Consider the following 21,985-nt stretch of genomic DNA (forward strand, 5'->3'; position numbering starts at 1 on the left):
TCATTCCAGGCCGAGGGCGCCGGCGACAGCGGTGGGATCCACAGGGACCGGCTCCACGGAGGGCATGCCGAGAAGCGCGGTGTCGGGGTCCTTGAGCCCGTTGCCGGTCACCGTGCACACGATCGTCTGTCCCGCTTCGAGCTCACCGTTCGCATGGGCGTCGAGCAGCCCGGCGACGGAGGCCGCCGAGGCGGGCTCCACATACACGCCGTCCTTGCCCGCGACCGTGCGGTAGGCCTCGAGGATCTGCTCGTCGGTGCGCTTACGGAATGTCCCGCCCGACTCCTCCTTGGCGTTGACGGCACCGTCCCAGGACGCCGGGGCACCGATCCGGATCGCTGTGGCAATCGTCTCGGGATCCTTGACCGGGGCACCGTCGACGAGCGGGGCCGCACCGGCCGCCTGCACGCCCATCATGCGCGGGCGGGTGCTGATGATCCCGTCCGCATGGTATTCGGTGTAGCCCTTCCAGTACGCGGTGATGTTGCCCGCGTTGCCCACCGGCAGGAAGTGCAGGTCCGGAGCCTTACCCAACACGTCGACGATCTCGAACGCGGCGGTCTTCTGTCCCTCGATACGGACTGGGTTGACCGAATTGACCAGGCCAATCTCGGGGTAGGTGGCAGTGGTCTTACGAGCCAGTTCGAGACAGTCGTCGAAGTTGCCGTCGACCTGGATGATGGTCGCGCCCATCATCACGGCCTGGGCGAGCTTGCCGGCGGCGATCTTGCCCTGGGGGATCAGGACCGCGCACTCCATGCCGGCGCGCGTGGCGTACGCCGCCGCCGAGGCCGAGGTGTTGCCGGTGGACGCACACAGCACCGCTCGCTGACCGCGCGCCTTCGCGTCGGTCACCGCCATCGTCATCCCGCGGTCCTTGAACGAGCCGGTCGGGTTGAGACCCTCGACCTTGAGATAGACCTCGCACCCGGTGACGGCGGAGAGGTGAGTCGCACGGATCAGCGGCGTCCCACCCTCGTACAGCGTCACCGCCTCCCAGTCCTCGCCGATCGGGAGACGATCACGGTAAGCCTCGATGAGGCCGGGCCAGCGGTGGTGCACGGGCTTGTACGTGTTGCTCATTCGGTGTCCACTCCCTCGAGACGGATAACGCTGGTGATGTTGGTGACGGCGTCCTGGTCGGAGAGCGCAGCCACCGTGTCCGCCAGTGCACGCTCCGATGCGCGGTGGGTCAGGACCGTCAGTTCGGCGGTGGGCTGTGCGTCCTCGCCGCCTTCCGCGGGCGCCTCGACCTCGGTCTGACGGACCTGCGCGATCGAAACTCCGTGCGTGGAGAACTCTGCCGCGACCTGGGACAGCACACCGGGCTTGTCGGCGACGCGCATCCGTACGTGATAGCGGGTGAGGATCTCGTCCATCGAGGCCACCGGCAGCGCGGCGTACGTGGACTCGCCGGGTGCCCGACCCGCTCCCACCTTGTTGCGGGCCGCAGCGACCATGTCTCCGAGCACAGCCGAGGCGGTCGGTGCACCGCCCGCACCCTGGCCGTAGAACATGAGGCGACCCGCGGCCTCCGCCTCGACCACGACGGCGTTGAACGCGCCGTTGACAGCCGCGAGCGGGTGGGTGTTGGGCAGCAGAGCCGGATACACACGGGCGGACACCGCCTCGGTCCCGTCCGCCCTACGCAGCTTCTCGCAGATGGCCAGCAATTTGATGGTGCAGTCCATGTCCCGGGCCGACTCGAAGTCCTCCGGGGAGATCCGCGAGATCCCCTCCCGGTAGACATCGCCGGCGGTCACGCGACTGTGGAACGCGATCGAGGCGAGGATCGCGGCCTTGGCGGCGGCGTCGTAGCCCTCTACATCTGCTGTGGGATCGGCTTCGGCATAGCCCAGACGCGAGGCCTCGGTCAGGGTCTCCGAGTAATCGGCCCCGGTGGATCCCATCTCGGAGAGGATGTAGTTGGTGGTGCCGTTGACGACGCCGACCACGCGCTCTACCTGGTCGCCGGCCATCGACCGACGGAGTGGGCCGATCACCGGGATCGCCCCGGCCACCGCAGCCTCGAAGTACAGGTCGGCTCGGGAGGAATCCGCGGCGTCCGCGAGCTCGTCGGTGTACTCGGCGAGAAGTGCCTTGTTCGCGGTGACGACGGACTTTCCCTGTCCCAGGGCGTCGAGGAGGAGGGGACGTGGCACGTCGATGCCACCCATGAGTTCGACGACGATGTCGACGTCGTCCCTGACCACCAGCGATGCCGGATCCGCGGTGAGCAGTTCGGGGTCGAGCCCACGGTCCTTGCTCAGGTCTCGTACGGCCACACCGCGTAGTTCGAGGGGTGCGCCGATCCGCGAGGCGAGCGCCTCCGCGTTCTCGGTCATGAAGCGGATGACCTCGGTGCCGACCGTGCCCATTCCGAGCACCGCCACTCCCACGGGTCGCACGCTTGACGCACTCGCGTCGCTCACTGTCCCACCTCCAGACTCGTCAGATCGTCAAGGGTCTCACGTCGCAGCACGAGTCGTGCGCGTCCGTCACGGACCGCCACCACGGCGGGCCTCCCGATGAGGTTGTACCTGCTCGACATCGAATAGCAGTAGGCGCCGGTGGACGCCACCGCGACCAGGTCTCCCGCGCCGACGTCCTCGGACAGCCACAGATCCCGGACCACCACGTCACCGCTCTCGCAGTGCTTGCCCACCAGTCGGGAAACGACCGGCTCGGCCTCGGAGAACCGGCCGACCAGCCGGGCGTCGTACTCCGCGTCATACAGTGCGGTACGGATGTTGTCGCTCATCCCGCCGTCGACGCTGACATACCGCCGGGTCTCGCCTCCGGCGAGGGTGACGTCCTTGGTGACCCCGACCTCGTAGAGGGTGACGGTACCGGGTCCGGCGATCGCCCGGCCGGGCTCAACTACCAGCGTCGGCGGCGTAAGATCGGATTCCTGGGCGAAGGAGGCGACGATCTCCTTCAACGACGCCGCGAGCTGCGCCACCGGCGGAGGATCGTCAGATGGGACGTAGCTGATCCCCAGCCCACCACCGAGATCGAGATGGTCGAGCTGGGCCGTGCGCTCGGCTCCGAACTCGTCCACGATGTCGCGCAGTAGACCGATCACCCTGCGTGCGGCGAGCTCGAACCCGTCGATCTCGAAGATCTGCGATCCGATGTGGCTGTGCAGTCCGGTCAGTCGGATGTTCTTCGCCGCGAAGACGCCGCGGACAGCCTCCATGGCCGCTCCCCCGGCCAACGAGAACCCGAACTTCTGGTCTTCGTGTGCGGTCGCGATGAACTCGTGGGTGTGGGCTTCGACGCCGACCGTCACGCGGATGAAGACGTCCTGGAAGACTCCCTCGTCGCCGGCGATGCGATCGAGGAGGTCGATCTCCCCCATGGCGTCGATCACCACGTGGCCGACCCCGTTGCGCACGGCCATTCGGAGTTCGTCAGCCGACTTGTTGTTGCCGTGCATGGTGATCCGCTCGGCCGGGAAGTCGGCTCGCAGGGCGATCGCCAGTTCTCCGCCCGAGGCCACGTCGAGGCTCAGCCCCTCCTCGGCGACCCAGCGGGCGACCTCGGTGCACAGGAACGCCTTCGAGGCGTAGTGCACGCGATCGGGACCACCGAATGCCTCGGCCATCTCCCGGCAGCGGGACCGGAAGTCGTCCTCGTCGATGACGAACAGGGGGGTGCCGAACTCGGCGGCCAGGTCGGTCGCCGTGACTCCGGCGAACTCGACGACTCCGTCATCGCGTCGTGCCGCACCACGGGGCCAGACGGCGGGTGCGAGAGACATGACGCCGGCGGCGTCGGCGGGACGTTCGCCGATCGCCGGGGCGTGCGGGTACTCGTGCCGGGTGCCGGCGGGGTGTGCGCTCACATCTTCTCCGGTGCGTTGACGCCGATGAGGCGGAGTCCGTTGGCCAGGGTCTGGCGGGTCGCGGTGCTCAGAGCGAGTCGCGCGGCGTGCAGGGCGCCGGGTTCCTCGTCTCCCATGGGCAGCACGCGACACGAGTCGTAGAAGCGGTGGTACGCGGCGGCCAGTTCCTCGAGATACCGTGCCACGCGGTGCGGTTCACGCAGGTCGGCGGCGCTGGCCACGACTCGGGGGAACTCGCCGATCGTTCGGATGAGCGCTCCCTCTCGGTCTTCGACGAGCAGGGACAGGTCCGCGCCCTCGGTCGTGACCCCGAGATCGGCGGCATTGCGCGCGAGCGAGCACAGGCGTGCGTGCGCGTACTGCACGTAGAACACCGGGTTGTCGTTCGTGGCCGACGCCCATAGCTGGAGGTCGATGTCCATCGTCTGGTCGACCGACGAGCGGATGAGGGCATAGCGGGCCGCGTCCACTCCGATCGCCTCGACGAGGTCGTCGAGGGTGATGACGGTGCCGGCGCGCTTGCTCATCTTCACCGGGACACCGTCACGGACGAGGTTGACCATCTGGCCGATGAGGACCTCGATCGTCTCCGGGTCGTCTCCGAGAGAGGCGGCCGCGGCCTTGAGCCGCGCGATGTAGCCGTGATGGTCGGCACCCAACATGTAGATGCACAGGTCGAAGCCACGTTCACGCTTGTCGAGGAAGTACGCGATGTCACCGGCGATGTAGGCGGCGTTGCCGTCCGACTTGAGGACGACGCGGTCCTTGTCGTCACCGAACGCCGTCGAGCGGAGCCACCAGGCGCCCTCGTTCTCGTAGAGGTTGCCGTTGCTCTTGAGGGTCTCGATGGCACGGTCGACCGCGCCGGAGGTGAACATCGAGTTCTCGTGCGTGTAGACGTCGAAGACCGTGCCGAACTCGGCCAGGGACGTCTTGATGTGATCGAACATCAGGTCCACGCCCGTGGCCCGGAACGTTTCGAGACTTTCGTCCTCGGGAAGGGCCAGGATGTCGGGGTGCGCGGCGACGATTCGGGCGGCGATGTCGTCGATGTAGGCGCCCGCGTACCCGTCTTCCGGGGTGGGTTCGCCCTTGGCGGCGGCGGCAAGCGACCTGCTGAAGCGGTCGATCTGTGCGCCGTGGTCGTTGAAGTAGTACTCGCGGGTCACCGCGGCTCCGGAGGCCTCCAGTACCCGACCGAGCGCGTCGCCGACGGCTGCCCAGCGGGTGCCGCCCAGATGGATCGGCCCGGTCGGGTTGGCCGACACGAACTCGAGGTTGACCCGACGGCCCGCCATGGCATCGCCTCGGCCGTAGTTCTCACCCTGCTCGATGACGGTCGCCACCAGGGAGCCCTGTGCACCGGAATCCAACCGGATGTTGATGAACCCAGGACCGGCGATCTCGGCGGCGGCGACACCCGGATCATCGGCGAGCACCGCGGCGAGGTCCGCCGCCAGGTCGCGCGGGGCCACACCGACCTTCTTGCCGAGCTGGAGCGCGATATTGGTCGCATAGTCCCCGTGTTCCGGGTTACGTGGACGCTCGACGGTGACGGCCTCCGGGACGAGCGAGACATCGGCTCCACGGTCGGCGAGGAGTGCCACGAGGGCGGCACGGATGACGGCGGCGAGATCGGCGGGAGTCACGTCTTCATATCCTAGGTGTCGGCACGTAGCGGGGGGAATCGGACACCGCTGTCGCCTGCAGGATCGAGGCCCGGCGGGGTCGATGCGGCCCCGCCCCGGGCACGGTGCTACGATCAGTCTCGCTGTTCGACGGGGTCCGGCCCCATCGGTCGACACCGTCAGTTCAGCCTCCGGCTCGCGTCGCCGGTATCCCGCCCTCGTAGCTCAGGGGATAGAGCGTTGGTTTCCGGTACCAAAGGTCAGGGGTTCGATTCCCTTCGGGGGCACCGCGAAAAACCCTCTCCCGCCTGCACAACGCAGACACGGGAGAGGGTTTCTTCGTTAATTGCCGGAAACAAGCAAGTCTCAGCTGCTCCCACAGCAACGAGGGCCGGATCAGCCGGCGTCACCATCGGGCTGATCTTCGTCCGGGGGGTGCACTCGATGGGTTCCGGGCTGCAGTCGCCGCTCATCTCCGCACCTGCGCATCAGCTGCGGGTCATGCTCCCGACGAGGTACCGGGAAATCGGTGGCATCGTGCTCGACTCCGAAACGAGACACGACCGCCGTGTTGTCCACCGCTGTCACGCGGTGGCCGTCACTTCGGGAGGACGATCCCGTCGATCTGCTCGATCCGGGACACGACACGCTCGTAGATATCGGTGAGCGCCTCGACCTCGTCGGCACTGAGTGCGTCGATGAACAGTTCCCGCACCTTCTCGACGTGCAATGGCGCGACCTCGCCGATCGCTTGTGCCCCGGTCTCGGTCAGGGTGACAATCGTGCCGCGACCGTCCTCTGCGCAGTCGTTCTTGGCGACCAGGCCGCGCCCCTCCATACGCCGCACCTGGTGGGACACACGACTGCGGTCCCAGCCCAGCGCTGCACCGAGGTCCCGCGCACGGAGCCCGCTGCCTTCGGCCTCGCTGAGACTGACCAGCACCGAGTAATCGGACTGCGACATCGACGCATCTCGCTGCAACTGCCGCTCGATCGCGAGGTCGAGCAGCTGGTTCATGTCCCGGTATCGGCGCCACATGCGCTGCTCGTCATCGGTCAACCAGCGTGTCTCGCTCATGGTGCTATTAGAGCACGGACCGTGTCACCTACCGGCGTCAGGCACAGGTCACGACGAGTTGATGCCACCACCATCTCAGTCACCCGACACGGATGAGCGGCGCATGACGTGGGTCCGGGCACCACCGATGCCTGCGAACCGGGCGCGGTCACAGGTGAGGACCACCACCTGGGACGTCGACGACGCGGCCGCGATCACGGCGCCCATCGTCAAGCGGCGTGTGGGGTCGGTATAGCCCATCGTGTCGTCGAGGAACACCGGCACGCCGGCCTCCCCGACCAACCGCGCACACGCGATTCGCACGATCACCGCGAGTTGCTCTCTGGCGCCTCCGGACAATGCGTCATAGTCGACCGTGACGTCGCCCAGGCGACGTGCTTCGATCGTCAGGTCGTCACCGAGCCTGACGTCGAAGTCTCGACCGTAGACAAGCGAACCCAGGTCGACGACCGCGCGGTGGAACGGCTCCTGGTACGCGCGCATCGCCTCGGAACGGCGTGTGGTAAGGGTTCGGTGGAGCAGGTCCGCGGCCCGCGCCCGGCGCCACAGCGCATCGTTCTCCCGTTGGGCTTCGCGGAGTTCCCGGTCTGCGGCGGACACCTCACCCAGCCGTCCCTGGTCGCCGATGACGTTCACCCGCCCCAGTGCGGTGGCCACCCCGTTGGCGGCTTCCCGCTCCTCCTCCCTCAGGGCTGCCTGCGAGGCACGGACGTTCTCCAGCAGTTCGGGCGGTGCGTCCGCGAGTACCGCGTCGAGATCCGCTCGTGCCCGTCGTGCCGCCTCTCGAGCCTGCTCGACTTTCGCTCGAGCCCGCTCCTCCCCCTCAGCCAGGGCGTCGTCCGCCACCGCCTCGCGGGCACGGGCAAGGACGTCGGCGCTCGCGGCCGACCGGGACGCGGCATCCTCGGATAATGCCTGCCTCGTGGCGTGAGCGGTCCTCATGCTCGCCACCTCCGTCGCGGCCGTCCGGTCTTCGGCTCTCCGGACACTAAGCAACTGCTCCGCAGCTGCTGCAGCGGCGACCGGATCGCCCTCGTCCCGGTCACCTCCGACAGCGTCACCCCCGACATCGCGGGCGGCGTCGACTGGTCCGGAATCCCGGAGCTGGTCACGTAGCGCGTCCCGACGGGTGACCAGATCCTCGAAAGTGTCCCCGACCAACAGGTCGGTCCTTCTCCGGCGCAGTGAGGCGATCTCCGCGCGGAGCTCGGTGGTCAGCTTCAACCGCTCCTCGGCCGCGGCCCGACTGTCCACCCCCAGCTCTGTCAGCAACGCCCCGAGCTGCTCGCGCGCCGCGAACACCTCCCGGCGCACCGCGTCGGTATCGCCTGCGGGGACGACTTTCAGCGCGACGGATCCCACCTCGAATGTCGTGTCCTCGACGATCCGGAGGGACCACCCCGGATCCGCCTCGCGGGTCTCTCCGGCGAGGTCTACCTCACCGCTGCCGGAGACCTCGACGGTGGGGGCGCTGGCGACACTCCTCACCTCGGCTTCCCTCAGCGTGTCGTCCGCGGACCTGATCTGCTCGACCGCAGCCTCATCGACCTCCACCTCGACGAGACGCGCCTGGACGGCCGCGAGTTCGTCCCCGACCGAGGTCAGGGTGGCGACGAGGTGATCCACCCTGTCCAGTTCGGTTCGCCGATGCTCGTTCTCCTTGGCGGCACGGACCGCGTCGAGACGTGCCCGGGCGCCGGTCAGATCGGCTTCCGCGGCCTCGAGCGCGATGCGGGCCCCGTCTGCACGGTCTTCGGCCGGTGCCAGCCGCTCGGCGATCTCCTCGACCTCGTCGCGCAGCCGCTCCGCTCTGGTCCGATCGCGCTCGACCTCCTCAACGAGCGCCGTGCGTTCGCGCGCACCGCGAGACGCGGCATCGTGCTCGGCGGCAGCACGGTCCACTTCGGCTTCCGCCTCGGCGCAGGCATGCCGTCGCTCTACCACGATCGCCCCGGCGGCCTCGAGACGCACGACCTCGGCATCGACCGATGCCAGTGCCTCCCTACGGGCACGATGCACGGCGACCTGCCCGGCGTGGTCCTCCACCGCGGCGTCGAGCTCGGCGTGCGCGGCCCTGGCCGCGGACAACGCCGCACTCGCGTCGAGCACTCTCGCGTCCGACTTCGCGAGCTCTCCGGTGGGATCCCCCTTGCGCGCGGTGAGATAGCGGTTGCGCTCCTCCGCTACCCGCGAGATGAGCGAATCATCCCCGGTGGGATCTCCGCCGCCCGCCGCCGCGTCCAACGCACGACGGAGTGAATCCATCCCCTTGGCGGCATCGACCTGGCCGATCGGTTCGTCCTGAGCGATGCGGAGTGCACGCCACAGCGAGCGGTCCACCTTGCGGTCCAGGAGGTCCCGTACGTGGTCATGAGCGTCGTCGCCCGTGAGCGCCTGGCGGGCTGAGTCCGGGAACTCCAACGAGGTCCGCTTTCCCCGGACGAACTCCTTCCTGTACACCATCCGTTGACCATCGACTGTGAACTCGGCCTCGACCACCACCGGGACATCCCGTCCGACCGGGCTCGCCGCCTTGACGTCGGCACGACCGGACGAGGCCTTGTGTTCCAGGAGCATCTCGAGTGCGTCGAGGAGGCTGGTCTTCCCCGACTCGTTGGGCCCCTCGATCACCAGGACCCCTCGCCGTGGCACCATGACCTCTTCACGGGTCACGCCACGGAAGTCCTCGAGCAACAGTCGGTGCAGGATCATCGCGCTCCCCCGTCCACGAGGCGGTACAGCAGACTCAGTGCATTGCTGGCGTCCTCCGCCTCCGGTCCACCGCTTGTCGCGACCTCCACCAGGTCTCCGACGGCCCGACTCGCGTACCCGTCGACGAGATCGGTCAGATCCGTGTCCTCAGCCCGCACCACGAGGTGGGTCCGGGACTCACGGATAAAGGCACTCGCGAACAGAGCGTCCCACCGGTCGACCAACTCGTCGATCCGTGCTCGGAGCGCCACCCCGACGGTCCCGGTGAGACCGAGCTTGAGCACGGTCCGCGGCTTGTCCCCGATCGCCTCGATTCGCTCGGCGAGTGCGTCCAGGTCCGACTCCGTGTCGATCTGGGCGTTGACCGCAAGGAAGGACCACCGACCGGTCCGATGAGTGGTGACTGTGGCGGCACGGTTCCGCCCCGGTCCCGCGGCGTGGAGTTCGACGAGGAGGGCGGATCCGGAATCCTTCTCCACATCGTCGAAATCGGTCGTCTCGGGACTTCCGGAGAACCAGATCCGCTCCCCCGAGCCGACCTGCGTCACCGAGTGTCGGTCTCCCAGCGCGACGTAGTCCACACGTCCGGAGTCGACGGCCCCCTCCAGTTCTGCCACCGAGAGGGCCTCGACCGACGGCGAGTGCCCTCCGTACACCTCGTCGGTCCCACCGTGCGCGACCAGGACCCGGACCCCGTCGGTGGGCTCGAGTGCGGCCAGTAGTGCGGGCATCCGCGAGGGATCCGGACGCTTGGAGGTCCAGGGCACCCCCACGATCTCGACCCCGGGGCGGATCTCGACCGGGTCCGCGCCGTCGAGTACGACGACCTTCCCGCTCTCGACCACCCCGGAGAAGTCCCGACACCGCAGAACGGACGACACGTCCAGCGGGTCGTGGTTGCCCGGCAGGATCAGCACCGGAACGGGGAACGACGCCAGGACCTCGGCCGCGCGTAGCACCACGGACCGCGGCACCGCATTGTCCTCGAACGCGTCGCCTGCGACCACGACGAACTCCGCCTCGTGCTCTACCGCGAGCTCGGCGAGCTCGGCGACGGACGCGAGCCTGTCGGCGGTGTACCGGGCCTGCGCGTCGTCGCCGAGGAACCGACGGGTCATCCCGAGCTGCCAGTCGGCCGAATGGAGGAAGCGGACGGCGTCACCGTCCCGTGGCGTGGTCATGGCCGCATCGTAGGTCGCCGGTATGACACGGTCGCCCCTGACACGGGTCTCACGGCGCCCCGTAGTGACCGAACGCGTCGAGGAAGTCCTCCAGATCGGCCACCACCCTCAACTGCTCGAGCGGGTCGTTCGTCGCAGCGGCCGCCATCCGTCGCGTGACGGGTGCGTCCAGCAGATCCTCCAGACCTGCCGGTGCCGGAGAGGGAACGGACGGGAGCAGCGGGTCGCTGCCCCACAGGCTCTCGGCCATGTCGACGTCGACCCCACCGGACTCACCCGCTCCGTCGCCGCGAAGCAGGATCCCGAGGGTGTCGGCGCTGAGACCGCGGAGCTCGAACATCACCGAGGGCGAGGCGTCCCACCACTCCACCATGATGTTCGCCGCCGCGAGAACGTGACGGCACGGACCCGGCTGTACCGGGCAATGACAGGTGTACGAGGTGGCCCCGTCGACCGCCGGGAGCAGGAGGAACCCGACGGTGTCGGAGAAGTCGCCGGCGAGCGCTCCGAGTATCCCGTGCTCCTCCCGCCGCAGCGCCTCACGCAGTGACTCGGAATCCGAGTGGTCCAGCGGGGCGAACAAGAACTCGACCGTGAAGGGTAGAGGTCTGCTCCCGGCGACGTCGCAGCGGACGATCCGTCCCGAGTGTTCCAGTGACAGGACCTTGTCCTCGCGCGCGTCGCTGCGTCCGAGGTACGCCTCGGTGCGCGACACGCCCGACTCGAGATCGGCGGTCCACCGCCTGCTCCACATGTGGCCACCGAACGCGCCAGCGCGCGAGCGCGCCGTGATCCCGGCACCCGGCCCCGGACTCACGGTTCGTCCACCCCTTCGCCGCTGAGCGACACGAGCGCGGCGAGATCCGCGTCGTCCATCTCGGTCAGGACCCCGGCGAGCGGTCCCAGGGTCATGTCCGCCAGCTCACGCTTCGACTCCAACAACTCGTCGATCCGGTCCTCGACGGTGCCCGGGGCCACGAGGGTCCGGACCTGGACGACCCGTGACTGACCGATCCTGTGCACGCGATCGGTGGCCTGGTTCTCGACCGCCGGGTTCCACCATCGGTCCAGGTGCACCACGTGATTGGCCTCGGTCAGGGTCAGCCCGGTGCCGCCGGCACGCAGTGAGGCAAGTATCACCGACGGTCCGTCCGGACGTTGGAAGTCCTTGACCATCTCGGCCCGTCCGGCGGCGCTCACACCACCGTGCAGGAACGGCACCGAGTGCGCGGCTCTCCGCTCGAGCATCGGGACGATGAGATCCCCGAACGCGCGATACTGCGTGAACAGCAACACCTTCTCGTCCGCGTCGAGGATCTCGGTGAGCACCTCGTCAAGGGCAGCGAGCTTTCCGGAGCGGTGCGTGCCACCTCGAAGGAGCGCCGACCCGTCGCCGAGGTAGTGCGCGGGGTGGTTGCAGACCTGCTTGAGCGCAGTGAGTCCGGACAGGATCGCCCCTTTTCGCCCGACCCCCTCGGCGTCCTTGACCTGCTCGAGCATGTCCTCCACCACGGCGCGGTAGAGCGTCGCCTGCTCGCGGGTCAGGGGCGCGTCCACGCGGATGTGCTGCTTCTCCGGCAGGTCTGCCGCGACCCGGGGATCCGACTTGAGTCGGCGCAGCACGAACGGTGCCACCAGAGCCCGGAGCCGGGATGCCGCCGCCTCGTCACGATGGGACTCGATCGGGACGGCGAACCGCGCGCGGAACGTACTGGCGGATCCCAGCACACCGGGGTTGACGAACTCCATCACCGCCCGCAGTTCGTCCAGACGGTTCTCGACCGGGGTGCCGGTGAGCGCGATCCGGTGCTGCGCGGGGAGGGCTGTGAGGGCCCGGGCGGTGGCCGTGCCGGGGTTCTTGATGGTCTGGGCCTCATCCGCGACCAGGCGGCGCCAGGGCACCTCGGAGAGCAGGTCGACATCCCGGGTGGCCGTGCCGTAGGAGGTGAGGACGAGATCGGCAGCGCCCAGGCGTTCCGCCGCCCCGTCTCCCCTGTCGCGTCCCGCTCCGTGGTGGACGGCGACACGGAGCTCCGGAGCGAACGTCGCCGCCTCCCGCGCCCAGGTGGCCACCAGCGTCAGCGGCGCCACGACAAGGGTCGGCCCGCGGGTGTCCCCCGCGACCTCCGACGCGACCTCCGACGAGATCAGTGCGAGTACCTGCATGGTCTTGCCGAGCCCCATGTCGTCGGCGAGAACGGCACCCGTGTCGGCGCGGGTCAGCGCGGAGAGCCACCGGACGCCCTCGAGTTGGTACGGGCGTAGCGTCGCCCGGAACCAGTCCGGGAGTTCGAGCCGGATCGACGACGACGACGGGAGCCATCCCAGAGTAGCGGGCGCCTCCACCTCGACGCCCTCGGCCTCCTCGGACATGAGCGCCGCCGTGACGGCCCGCGGGGTGACGGGCCCGCCCTTCGTCGAGGCCAGGAAGCGGGCGGCGCGGCGGAGTGCACCGGGATCCGCTCGGACCCAGCGGCCGCGGAGCCGGACCAGGTCAGTGGCGCTGTCGAGGAGCATCTGGACCTCGGCCGCGTCCAGCGCTTCGTCGTCGACGATCATCTCCCAGTTCACGTCCGACAGCTGGTCCAGCCCGAGACGACGGCCGGAGTCGACGGCCTCGGTCCCCGGTTCCGAGACCACGACCCGGATGGCGGCGCGGACCCGGGTCCACGCGCGCGGGAGGAGCACCTCGACCCCACGCCCGCGCAGTGTCTCCACCCCGTGGTCGACCAGTGCCACCACGAGCTCGGTCGGCAGGAACAGATCCGGTCCATCTGGTGCCGGTTCGGCGCTCCCCAGCGGGGGCCACGACCTGACCGCTCTCTCGACGACGTCACGCACCGCATCCGAGACCGCCGAAGGGTCGGGGAGCTCGGAGTATGGGCGCAGGGAATCGTTGCCACTGCGCACCAGTACCTCGAGCCGCCAGAGGACCCCTCCCCGGGCGCGCCCAGGGCGGGCATCGCCTTCTGCCTCGCTGCCCGGCGTGGTGCTGACCTCCGCCGCGCCACCATCGACCGGCCCGGCCTCCTCGTATTGCGGTTCGACGACACGGAACACCACGTCCACGTCCCGTGCAGCGGCCGCGCGACCGAAGTCCGCGATGGCCCCGGCCAGAGCCTGGCCGCCTGACGTGACCTCCCCGCCGGTGATCAACGACGTCCCGAGTGAACTCCGACGATCAGCGGCCAGTGGTGCGAGTGCCATCCGGGCGTGCTGGTCGGCGAGTGCCGAGAACACCCTGTCCAGCTCGTCACGCCCGGCGACGAGTCCGTGACAGCGGGACAGGCACTCCGCGGCCCACGCGCTCGTGGCGGGCGACGCGACGAGTCGCCACTCGGCGGACCACCCTCCCTCGACACGACCGAGCTGCGGCACCACGTGGCCCGCACTCACGAACGCGGCAACCCCCCGGGACAACGCGACCAGGGCGCGAGTGCTAGCACCGAGCCACGGCTCGTCGCCCTCCACCAGGGAACACAGGTCGATGGCCGCAGCCACGGACACCCGGATTCCCGGCACGGTGGCGTCCCGGATTCTGCCCTCCACCGGGACACGCACACCGAGCCTGTGGCTCAGCGTGTACTCCTCGAGAAAATCCACGACGGCGACCGGCGCGCCCGCCCGTTGCACCGCGGCGGGCGACCCGGCGGGAGCGACCGAGTCCGGACGCCGCAATCCCGTGTCACACCACAGTCCGATGGTGCCGGACTGCCACACCGCGTGCAGCCTCGGTCGGGGTGTCTGACTCACGCCCACATGTAAGCACGCCGGTCCGACAGGGCTGAAAGCACGCAGGTCCGACTGGGCTTGCTATAAGTTCGCCGGTCCGAGAGGGCTTGCTGTAAGCACGCCGGTCCGACAGCGAACTGTGTGCGTCTGGGCCGTCGTCGTCGTCCATTCCACAGTCCCTTTCCCCCTCCACAGGCGCGCGCTCCCGGCACGGTTTCCCGGCGGTCCCGGGTCCCCGACCCGGGATACTCGCCCCGTGCTCCCCGAACGCGACTCCCCCACCACCGGGACGCCACGGTCGGTCGCCGTGGCTGCCGCGCACCTCCGCCGACTTCTCGGTGTTCCCATCCCGGAACCCGCGCGGTCATCCCGTCCGATGTCCCGGCACGTGTCCGCGCAGGTGCCGCTGCGGGCCCTGGTGCTGGGCGTCGTCGTGGTGTCAGTCCTCGGGGTGGTGGTCGCGCAGGGCCAGCCACACGGCTCGGCGCCCGGGAGCCCGTCGGAGGACGACGTCAGCGAACTCCTGGACCGGGTAGCGGTGGTCTCGCAACGGCCGTCGGTACCGGGCTACGAGCGGGACTGCACCGGTGCCTCGGCCTGCGTGTTCGGGCCCGCGTGGACTGATGCCACCACGGCGCCGGGTGGCGGTAACGGCTGCTCGACCAGAGAGGACGTCCTGGCTCGCGACATCCGTGCCGCGCCAGCGGACACAGCTTCGGCGGACACGGCCTTGGCGGACGGGGCATCCTCCGACACAGTGGCGGTCACCAGGGACGCCGGTACTACTACACGGTGCGTCACACCGACCGGAGTCCTCGCCGACCCGTACAGCGGCCGGGTCGTCGACGTGGCACTCTCGGGAACCCGGGCGATCCACATCGATCACGTGTACCCGTTGAAGGCCGCCTGGGACCTCGGCGCGTGGAGATGGACGCCCGACCGGCGGGCGCGCTTCGCCAACGACACCGACGCCAACCTGCTCGCGGTGACCGGCACGGTCAACACCGGCAAGAGCGACTCCACGCCCGCGGACTGGCTTCCCCCCGACCCCGCCCGGCACTGCTTCTACGCGGCCAGATACCTCACGGCCGCGATCACCTACGGTCTCCCCGTCACCGCCGACGACCACGACGCACTGTCCGGCGCGATACGCCGGTGCCCCGGGTGACGGTCACGATCCTGCAGTTCGGAGGCCCGACACTCGTGCCCGAACGGCGGTGGAATGGCGGCGGAACGGCGGATGCCCCGACCCGATCCCGGGCCGGGGCATCTCACGCCGCCTGTCTAGTTGCGGTCGCGGGGGCCGCCCGAACGGCCACGGAACCCGCCGCCGCCACGCCGGTCGTCGTCGCGACGCGGTCCGCCACGGCGATCGTCGCCGCCCCGGTATCCGCCACGTCCGCCGCGATCGTCACGGTCATCGGACCGTCCACCGCCCCGACGGTCGTCGCCGCCGCGGTAACCACCCCGACCGCCCCGGTCATCCCGGTGACCCCCGCGGGGACGGCCACCACGGTCATCACGGAACGACGACGGGCGACCCGCCGGCGCGCCACTGTCCGGCCGGATGTCGATCTCCTCGCCGCCGACGATAATGCCCTTCATCGACTCGAGCTGGTCCCGCGGCAGGTCCGCCGGGAGCTCCACCAGCGAATGGTCGAAGCGGATCGAGATGCGACCGATGTCGCCCCCACGCAGGCCCGCCTCATTGGCGAGCGCGCCCATGATCGACCCCGGCTTGACGTTGTTCCGCTTGCCGACCGCGATCCGGTACTGCGACATGTTCTTCCCGGACCGCGACTGGCGGGGACCGTCGAAATCGCGGGCCGGACGCTCACGTCGGTCGTCATTGCGGTCACGACGCTGCGGACGCTCCTGCTCTCGCATGAGGAACTCATCCGAGTTCCGCGACTGCGTGGCCAGTGCCGCGGCGATGTCCGCCATCGACACCGAGTGCTCGGACGCGTAGTCCTCGACGAGGCGACGGAAGAGCGCGATATTGCTGTCCTCCAGGCTCTCGGTGATGGACTGCGCGAACTTGGCCATACGCATCTCGTTGACGTCGTCCACGCTCGGGAGCTGGATCTCGGTCAGCGGCTGTCGGGTGGCCCGCTCGATCTGCGAGAGCATGCGGCGCTCACGCGGCGTGACGAAGAGCAGTGCCTGTCCACTCCGGCCGGCACGACCCGTGCGGCCGATCCGGTGGACATAGGACTCCGTGTCGTGGGGGATGTCGTAGTTCACGACGTGGCTGATACGCGGGACGTCCAGGCCACGCGCCGCCACGTCGGTGGCGACGAGAATGTCCGTGCGCCCGTCCTTGAGCGCGTCGATCGTGCGCTCGCGGAGGTTCTGCGGGATATCGCCGTTGATCGGCGCCGCAGAGAATCCCCGGGCCCGGAGACGCTCGGCGAGCTCCTCCGTGGCCGACTTGGTGCGCACGAACATGATCATGGCGTCGAAATCCTCGACCTCGAGGACCCGGGTCAGCGCATCGAGCTTGTCCCGGTGCTGCACCAGGACGTAGCGCTGCGTGATGTTCGGCGCGGTCGAGGTCTTGGCGGCGACCTTCACCTCGGCGGGATCGGTGAGGTACCGCTGCGAGATCCGACGGATGGCCGACGGCATGGTGGCCGAGAACAACGCGACCTGGGTCGACTCCGGGGTGTCGGAGAGGATCGTCTCGACGTCCTCCTGGAACCCCATCGCCAGCATCTCGTCCGCCTCGTCCAGGACAAGGTGGCGCAGACCGGAGAGATCCAGGGTCCCCTTCTTGAGGTGATCGATGACACGACCGGGGGTACCGACGATGATCTGAGCGCCGCGTCGGAGACCCGAGAGCTGGATCCCGTACGCCTGACCGCCATAGATCGGGAGGACGTTCACCTGCGGCATACCCGACGAGTAGGTGATGCAGGCCTCGGCGACCTGGAGAGCCAACTCACGCGTCGGCGCGAGGATGAGCGCCTGCGGCTTCTTCACCGCCGGGTCGATGAGCGAGAGGATCGGCAGGGCGAACGCCGCCGTCTTACCGGTACCCGTCTGCGCGAGTCCCACGACGTCCCGACCCTCGAGGACCAGGGGGATCGTCGCAGCCTGGATGGCCGACGGGACCTCGTACCCGACCTCGCGGACGGCCTCGGCGACGGCGGGCGCGAGGCCCATGTCGGCGAAGGTGACCGTGTCGGAATCGTCCGTGTCCGAGCTCGACCGGGTCGATCCGGTCGGAGCGGACTCGTCCCGGGCGGGCTCGGGGGATTCGGCGGATTCAGTGGCGCTGGCGGCGGTGTCGACCTCGTCGCCGACAGTGGCGGTACGGTCCTCGTCGTTGTTCTTCATGAGGTGGTCCATGCTACGACGTCGACACCCCGATTCGCGAGACGATGGCGCAGGTCATTCCCCCGTCACGGAGCCGTTCCGCGACGGATGGGTCTCTCGGGCGAAGATCCACGGGAGCGTGGCGAGCATCAACATGACCCCGGACACCACGAATCCGGTCGTGTACCCGAGCCTGTCGACCACGAGTCCCACGAGCACCGGGCCGAGGATCGCGCCGGAGTCGCTGGCCATCTGAAACGTCGCGAGGACCTTTCCACCCGCCCGGTCCGCTCCGATCACATCCGCCACGGCGGCCTGTTGGGCCGGGTTGAGCACTCCGGCCCCCATCCCCGCCACCACGGACGTGCCCACCAACAACGGCACCGTGTCAGACCAGCCCAGAGCGATGGTCGCGACACCCGAGACGACGAGCCCGCCGAGCACCAGTGGCTTCCTGCCATACCTGTCCGTGAGGTACCCGGCGAGAGAGATCACCACGGCGGTACCGACCGCGAACGACGCGAGCGTGAGCCCGGCGATCCTCGCTCCGTCCTCGAAGGTCGCCGCGGCGAACAACGGCACGATCGCGACACGGACACCGAACGAGGACCATCCGTTCACGAAGCTCGACACCAGCGCCGCACGGTAACCGGAGTGACTCAACGCCTCGGGCAGGAGCATCGGTGGCTGCTCGGCGACATCGTCGCCGGGTACCCTGCGTCGCCCACCCCGGAGGAACACGGCGACCACTCCGGTGGCCACGATCAGAGATCCGGCGTAGACGAAGAACGGGACGCGCATTCCGAACTCGGCGAGCACTCCGCCGATCACCGGGCCGCCGATGTTCCCGATGAGGAAGGCGGTCGCGTACAGCCCGGCGATGCGTCCCCGGGCGCCCGGCGGCGACAGCCTGGTGAGGAGAGCCATCGCCGAGATCGTGAACATGGTCGAGCCGAGACCACCCAGTCCCCGGAAGAGCAGGAGCTGCCAATATCCCTGGGCCAGTCCGGTGGCGAGCGTGGACACCGCGACGATGAGCAGGCCGGTCATGTAGACCCAGCGCTCCCCCATCCTGTCGACGAGGAACCCGCCCGCCGGCGCGAACACGAGACGGAAGAACGCGAAAGCGCTGACCACGACCGACGCCGCGGTCACCGAGACGTTGAAGCTCTGCGCGAACTGTGGGAGGACGGGGGCGACGAGCCCGTACCCGACGGCGATCGCGAACGCCGCGGCGACGAGGACCCAGACATCGGCTGGGAGCCGGTCCTTGGTCGCGGGTGACCGGGTGTCGCCGGTGGCGCCCCTCACGCCGAGCGGAGGACGTGGGCCAGGACGTCCGCACCGAAGTGCAACGCGTCCACAGGCACCCGCTCGTCGACGGCGTGGAAGTGACCGAACACGTCGAAGTCGTCGGGCACACGCAGCGGGACGAACCCGTAACCGGAGATGCCCAGACGGGCGAGATGCTTGTTGTCCGTGCTGGCCGGCAAGAGATACGGGACGACCACGGAATCCGGGTCGGACGCGAGCACGGCCTCGCGGATCACGTCGACCAACTCGGCGTCCGCGGGAGCGGCGATGGGCGGCTCCCAGATCCAGTCCACGGCGACGCCCTCGCCGAGGTCGGTCTCGATCTCCGAGCGGAAGGTGTCCTCACCGCCGGGCAGGACGCGACAGTCGATCTCCGCCCGGGCCTCGGTGGGGATGACATTGGTCTTGTAGCCCGCGGACAACACCGTCGGCGATGCCGTGTGGGACAGCGAGGCGGCGACGACCGGCCCGAAATGCCCCAGCACCCCGAGTCGCTCGGGGAGGTCGGCGATGTCGCCGCTCCCGCCCGTCAGCTGCCCGACGGTGGCCGCGAGCGCGGTGTTCGCCTCGGTCGGCGCGACAGGGAACTCCCGGGACGCCACGCGGTGCACGGCGCCGGCGACGGCGGCCACGGCGTTGTCCTGGGTCGGCCGTGACGCGTGTGCGGCGGTGCCGTGCGCGGTCACGCTCGCCCACGCGACGCCCTTCTCGGCGACAGCGATCGGATACAGGCGCTTGTCGCCGACGGGGACGGACCACCCGCCCACCTCGCTCAGTGCCTCGGTCATGCCGTCGAAGAGATCCGGCCGCTGGGCCACGACCCACTTCGCGCCCATGATCCCGGCGGCCTCCTCATCGGCGAAGAAGGCCAGCAGGAGCGTCCGGCGCGGCACGATCCCCTCGCGGGCGTAGTGGCGGACCACCGCGAGGGTCATCCCGAGCATGTTCTTCATGTCGACGGTCCCGCGGCCGTACAGCCACCCGTCCCGGATCTCGCCGGCGAACGGCGGCACGGTCCAGTTCTCGGCGACGGCAGGGACCACGTCGACATGCCCGTGGACGACGAGTCCTCCGGCATCCGGATCGGTCCCCTCGATGCGCGCGAACAGGCTGCCCCGACCGGGCACGGACTCCACGAGCTCGCTGGCGATACCGACCTCGTCAAGGTATTCGGCGATTCGGCGGCACACCCGGGTCTCGCCGTCGCCGATCGTCGACGGGTCTCCGGTGTTGGTCGAATCGATCGAGACCAGATCCGCGGTGATCGCCACAGCCTCCGCGTGTAGCTTCTCGCGAGCCTGATCGGACATCGACTGGTCGACGGTCACCCGAAACACTTCCCTTCGCCACGGTAGGTGGGCCACTCGTCCACGATCGCGGGCCCCTCTGCAGTGTCGTCCACCACGAGGAGCGTGTCGAACCGCTCGCACAACTCGCCGGCCTTGGCATGGCGCCACCAGGACCGGGAACCGATCGCGACCTCACCCCGGACCGGGGTCTGGACCTCGCCCGCGCCCTCGCGACCGAGATAACGCAGCCCTGCCGGGGACGCGGGTACCGGGAGCCTGTCGGACCCGGGCACACCGGAGGCCACATATCCGCCGTAGAGGAAGGTCGTGAGCCCGCGGGCCGGGGTGCGGACGGCCGGCAGGGCGAAGAACAGCGCGGGCCTGGGCTCGAAGGTCGTGTAGTGGTCGAACAATCCCGGGACGTACAGGCCCGAGCCGGCGGTGACCTCGGTGACCGCCGGGGCCGCCGAGCTCTCGGCGACCGAGCCCGAACCACCCGAGTTGATGATCTCCGGCGCCGCACCGGTCAGCCGTTCGATCGTCTCGGAGACCCCCTGCCGGATGTCCACCAACCGGCGCATGGACAGCCGCTTGACCAGCCCGATCCCCCGTACGTTGTCCGGCACCCCGGCCACCTGAGCCTCGTAGAACATCGCGCCCACGACCCGGAACCCCTTGTCCAGTGCCGCACGGACCAACGGCTCTACATCCACTGCGTCCCGCAGGGGTGATCGCCTCACCCCCAGGTGGACCGGCCCGATCCGCAGGGAGCAGTCCACATCCACACACACCCGCGCACCGCCCGCGCCGGCGTCACGGGCGATCTCGAGCTGGCGCACGTCATCCACCATCAGGGTCACCGCCGCGAGCGCCGCCGGATCGGACCCCAGCTCCCGGAGCGCCGACGTATCGACCGTGGGATAGCCCATCAGCACGTCGTCACACCCCGCGCCGACCAGCCACAACGCCTCCCGCAACGAGTACGCCATGATCCCGCGAACGGCGGCGTCACCACGCAGGTCCGGACCCAGAGCCTCACGCAGCACTCCACGTGAGCGGACGGACTTGCTGGCGATCCGGATCCTGGTCCCGGCAGCCCGACGCCGGAGGTCCCCGAGATTGGCGCGCAGGCTCGGCAGGTGTAGAGCCGCGAGGGGTGCGTCGATCCCGGCCGTGGCGGCCTCGAGATCGCGGGTCACGTCGATCGCGGACACGATTCGCTCAGGCATCCTCGAGTGGGAGCGCGTCACGGACCACAAGATCCACGGCATGGTGGAGCAGCCTGGCGGCCTCGTCGTCGTCACGGAGGATCTGCCACCTCTGGCCCATACCCACGACCATCGCCAGGACCACCTGGACCATCTGGTCCAGCCCCATACCCCACCGCATCCCGGCGGCGGACGCGGTGCGCTCCAACACCGACCGCACGATCGCCGCATTGGATTCCTGCTGGTCACGGGCCAGTCCCACCTCGGGCAGCCCGTAGTTGCGCAGCGAGTACGACACGATCTCGTACGTGAGCAGCTGCCTGTCCGGCGAGGCGGTGATGACGGCCCAGACGAGATCGATCGCCTCGTACAGCCGTCGGCGCAGCCCCTCCGGCCCGGCGGTACCCGAATCGAAATCGACACTGACGAACGCGCTCGCGGCCTGGTGGACCTCGAAGTTGACCGCACCGATGAGCTCTTTGAGAAGCTCTTCCTTATCGGTGTAGCAGTAGTGGACCACGCCCAGCGACACGCCGGCGCGCTCGGCGACGCCGCGCACCGTCACCGCCGAGAGCCCGTCGTGCTCGGCGATCTCCAGGGCCGCCTGGAGGAGTTGCGCACGGCGCTGATCGGCAGGAAGTCGTCTGGTCACCCGGTCATGGTACGACGACGACGAGT

At 69.2% G+C, this 21,985-nt stretch carries 15 protein-coding genes and 1 tRNA gene; 2 read left to right on the forward strand and 14 right to left on the reverse strand.

Translation table 11 applies throughout. The features are described 5' to 3' along the window. Genes thrC through argS form a run of 4 tightly spaced genes read right to left on the reverse strand, consistent with a single transcriptional unit; the run spans position 1 to position 5,496 of the window. A complete protein-coding gene (gene thrC / locus OPF83_RS01950; protein WP_264885513.1) occupies positions 1-1,083 on the reverse strand; it encodes a threonine synthase in 1,083 nt (360 codons plus the stop codon). Continuing rightward, positions 1,080-2,432, reverse strand: a complete 1,353-nt coding sequence (locus OPF83_RS01955; protein ID WP_264885514.1) for a homoserine dehydrogenase — start codon at positions 2,430-2,432, stop codon at positions 1,080-1,082. Before OPF83_RS01955 ends, thrC begins: the two co-directional genes overlap by 4 nt. Beyond that, positions 2,429-3,847: a diaminopimelate decarboxylase gene (gene lysA, locus OPF83_RS01960; protein ID WP_264885515.1), complete on the reverse strand. Its 1,419-nt coding sequence runs from the start codon at positions 3,845-3,847 to the stop codon at positions 2,429-2,431. Before lysA ends, OPF83_RS01955 begins: the two co-directional genes overlap by 4 nt. Next, positions 3,844-5,496: an arginine--tRNA ligase gene (gene argS, locus OPF83_RS01965; RefSeq protein WP_264885516.1), complete on the reverse strand. Its 1,653-nt coding sequence runs from the start codon at positions 5,494-5,496 to the stop codon at positions 3,844-3,846. Before argS ends, lysA begins: the two co-directional genes overlap by 4 nt. A 193-nt stretch (positions 5,497-5,689) precedes the next feature. Here argS and OPF83_RS01970 point away from each other — a divergent pair. Continuing rightward, positions 5,690-5,762 (forward strand) — tRNA-Arg (locus OPF83_RS01970). A gap of 311 nt (positions 5,763-6,073) precedes the next feature. Here OPF83_RS01970 and OPF83_RS01975 read toward each other — a convergent pair. The 5 genes from OPF83_RS01975 to OPF83_RS01995 form a co-directional block, all read right to left on the reverse strand. Beyond that, entirely contained in the window at positions 6,074-6,553 is a 480-nt protein-coding gene (locus OPF83_RS01975; RefSeq protein ID WP_264885517.1) for a MarR family winged helix-turn-helix transcriptional regulator, read from the reverse strand. 75 nt (positions 6,554-6,628) lie between these two features. Then, positions 6,629-9,265 (reverse strand): AAA family ATPase, encoded by a 2,637-nt coding sequence (locus OPF83_RS01980; RefSeq protein ID WP_264885518.1) that lies wholly within the window; start codon positions 9,263-9,265, stop codon positions 6,629-6,631. Next, positions 9,262-10,446: an exonuclease SbcCD subunit D gene (locus tag OPF83_RS01985; protein WP_264885519.1), complete on the reverse strand. Its 1,185-nt coding sequence runs from the start codon at positions 10,444-10,446 to the stop codon at positions 9,262-9,264. The genes OPF83_RS01980 and OPF83_RS01985 overlap by 4 nt, the downstream gene beginning before the upstream one ends. Positions 10,447-10,495: 49 nt before the next feature. Continuing rightward, entirely contained in the window at positions 10,496-11,263 is a 768-nt protein-coding gene (locus OPF83_RS01990; protein WP_264885520.1) for a hypothetical protein, read from the reverse strand. Continuing rightward, positions 11,260-14,199 (reverse strand): DEAD/DEAH box helicase, encoded by a 2,940-nt coding sequence (locus tag OPF83_RS01995; RefSeq protein WP_264885522.1) that lies wholly within the window; start codon positions 14,197-14,199, stop codon positions 11,260-11,262. The genes OPF83_RS01990 and OPF83_RS01995 overlap by 4 nt, the downstream gene beginning before the upstream one ends. A 235-nt stretch (positions 14,200-14,434) precedes the next feature. Here OPF83_RS01995 and OPF83_RS02000 point away from each other — a divergent pair, with 235 nt between their 5' ends. Further along, entirely contained in the window at positions 14,435-15,346 is a 912-nt protein-coding gene (locus tag OPF83_RS02000; protein WP_264885523.1) for an HNH endonuclease family protein, read from the forward strand. Between the two features lie 116 nt (positions 15,347-15,462). Here the strand turns inward: OPF83_RS02000 and OPF83_RS02005 are convergent, their stop codons facing one another. From OPF83_RS02005 to OPF83_RS02025, 5 genes are read right to left on the reverse strand one after another with little or no spacing between them, the layout of a single operon-like run. Further along, positions 15,463-17,517 carry a DEAD/DEAH box helicase gene (locus OPF83_RS02005; RefSeq protein ID WP_309297735.1) on the reverse strand — a complete coding sequence of 685 codons (2,055 nt, stop codon included), beginning with the start codon at positions 17,515-17,517 and terminating at the stop codon, positions 15,463-15,465. Between the two features lie 54 nt (positions 17,518-17,571). Further along, entirely contained in the window at positions 17,572-18,807 is a 1,236-nt protein-coding gene (locus OPF83_RS02010) for an MFS transporter (protein ID WP_264885524.1), read from the reverse strand. After that, the gene (locus OPF83_RS02015) at positions 18,804-20,138 is read right to left on the reverse strand and encodes a M20/M25/M40 family metallo-hydrolase (protein WP_264885525.1); all 1,335 of its coding nucleotides are present in this window, start codon (positions 20,136-20,138) and stop codon (positions 18,804-18,806) included. The genes OPF83_RS02010 and OPF83_RS02015 overlap by 4 nt, the downstream gene beginning before the upstream one ends. Then, positions 20,135-21,328 carry an amino acid deaminase/aldolase gene (locus OPF83_RS02020; protein WP_264885526.1) on the reverse strand — a complete coding sequence of 398 codons (1,194 nt, stop codon included), beginning with the start codon at positions 21,326-21,328 and terminating at the stop codon, positions 20,135-20,137. Before OPF83_RS02020 ends, OPF83_RS02015 begins: the two co-directional genes overlap by 4 nt. Then, positions 21,321-21,959 (reverse strand): TetR/AcrR family transcriptional regulator, encoded by a 639-nt coding sequence (locus OPF83_RS02025; RefSeq protein ID WP_264885527.1) that lies wholly within the window; start codon positions 21,957-21,959, stop codon positions 21,321-21,323. Before OPF83_RS02025 ends, OPF83_RS02020 begins: the two co-directional genes overlap by 8 nt. Positions 21,960-21,985: the final 26 nt, after the last annotated feature.

Source organism: Dietzia sp. NCCP-2495 (assembly GCF_026011735.1).
GTDB lineage: Bacteria > Actinomycetota > Actinomycetes > Mycobacteriales > Mycobacteriaceae > Dietzia.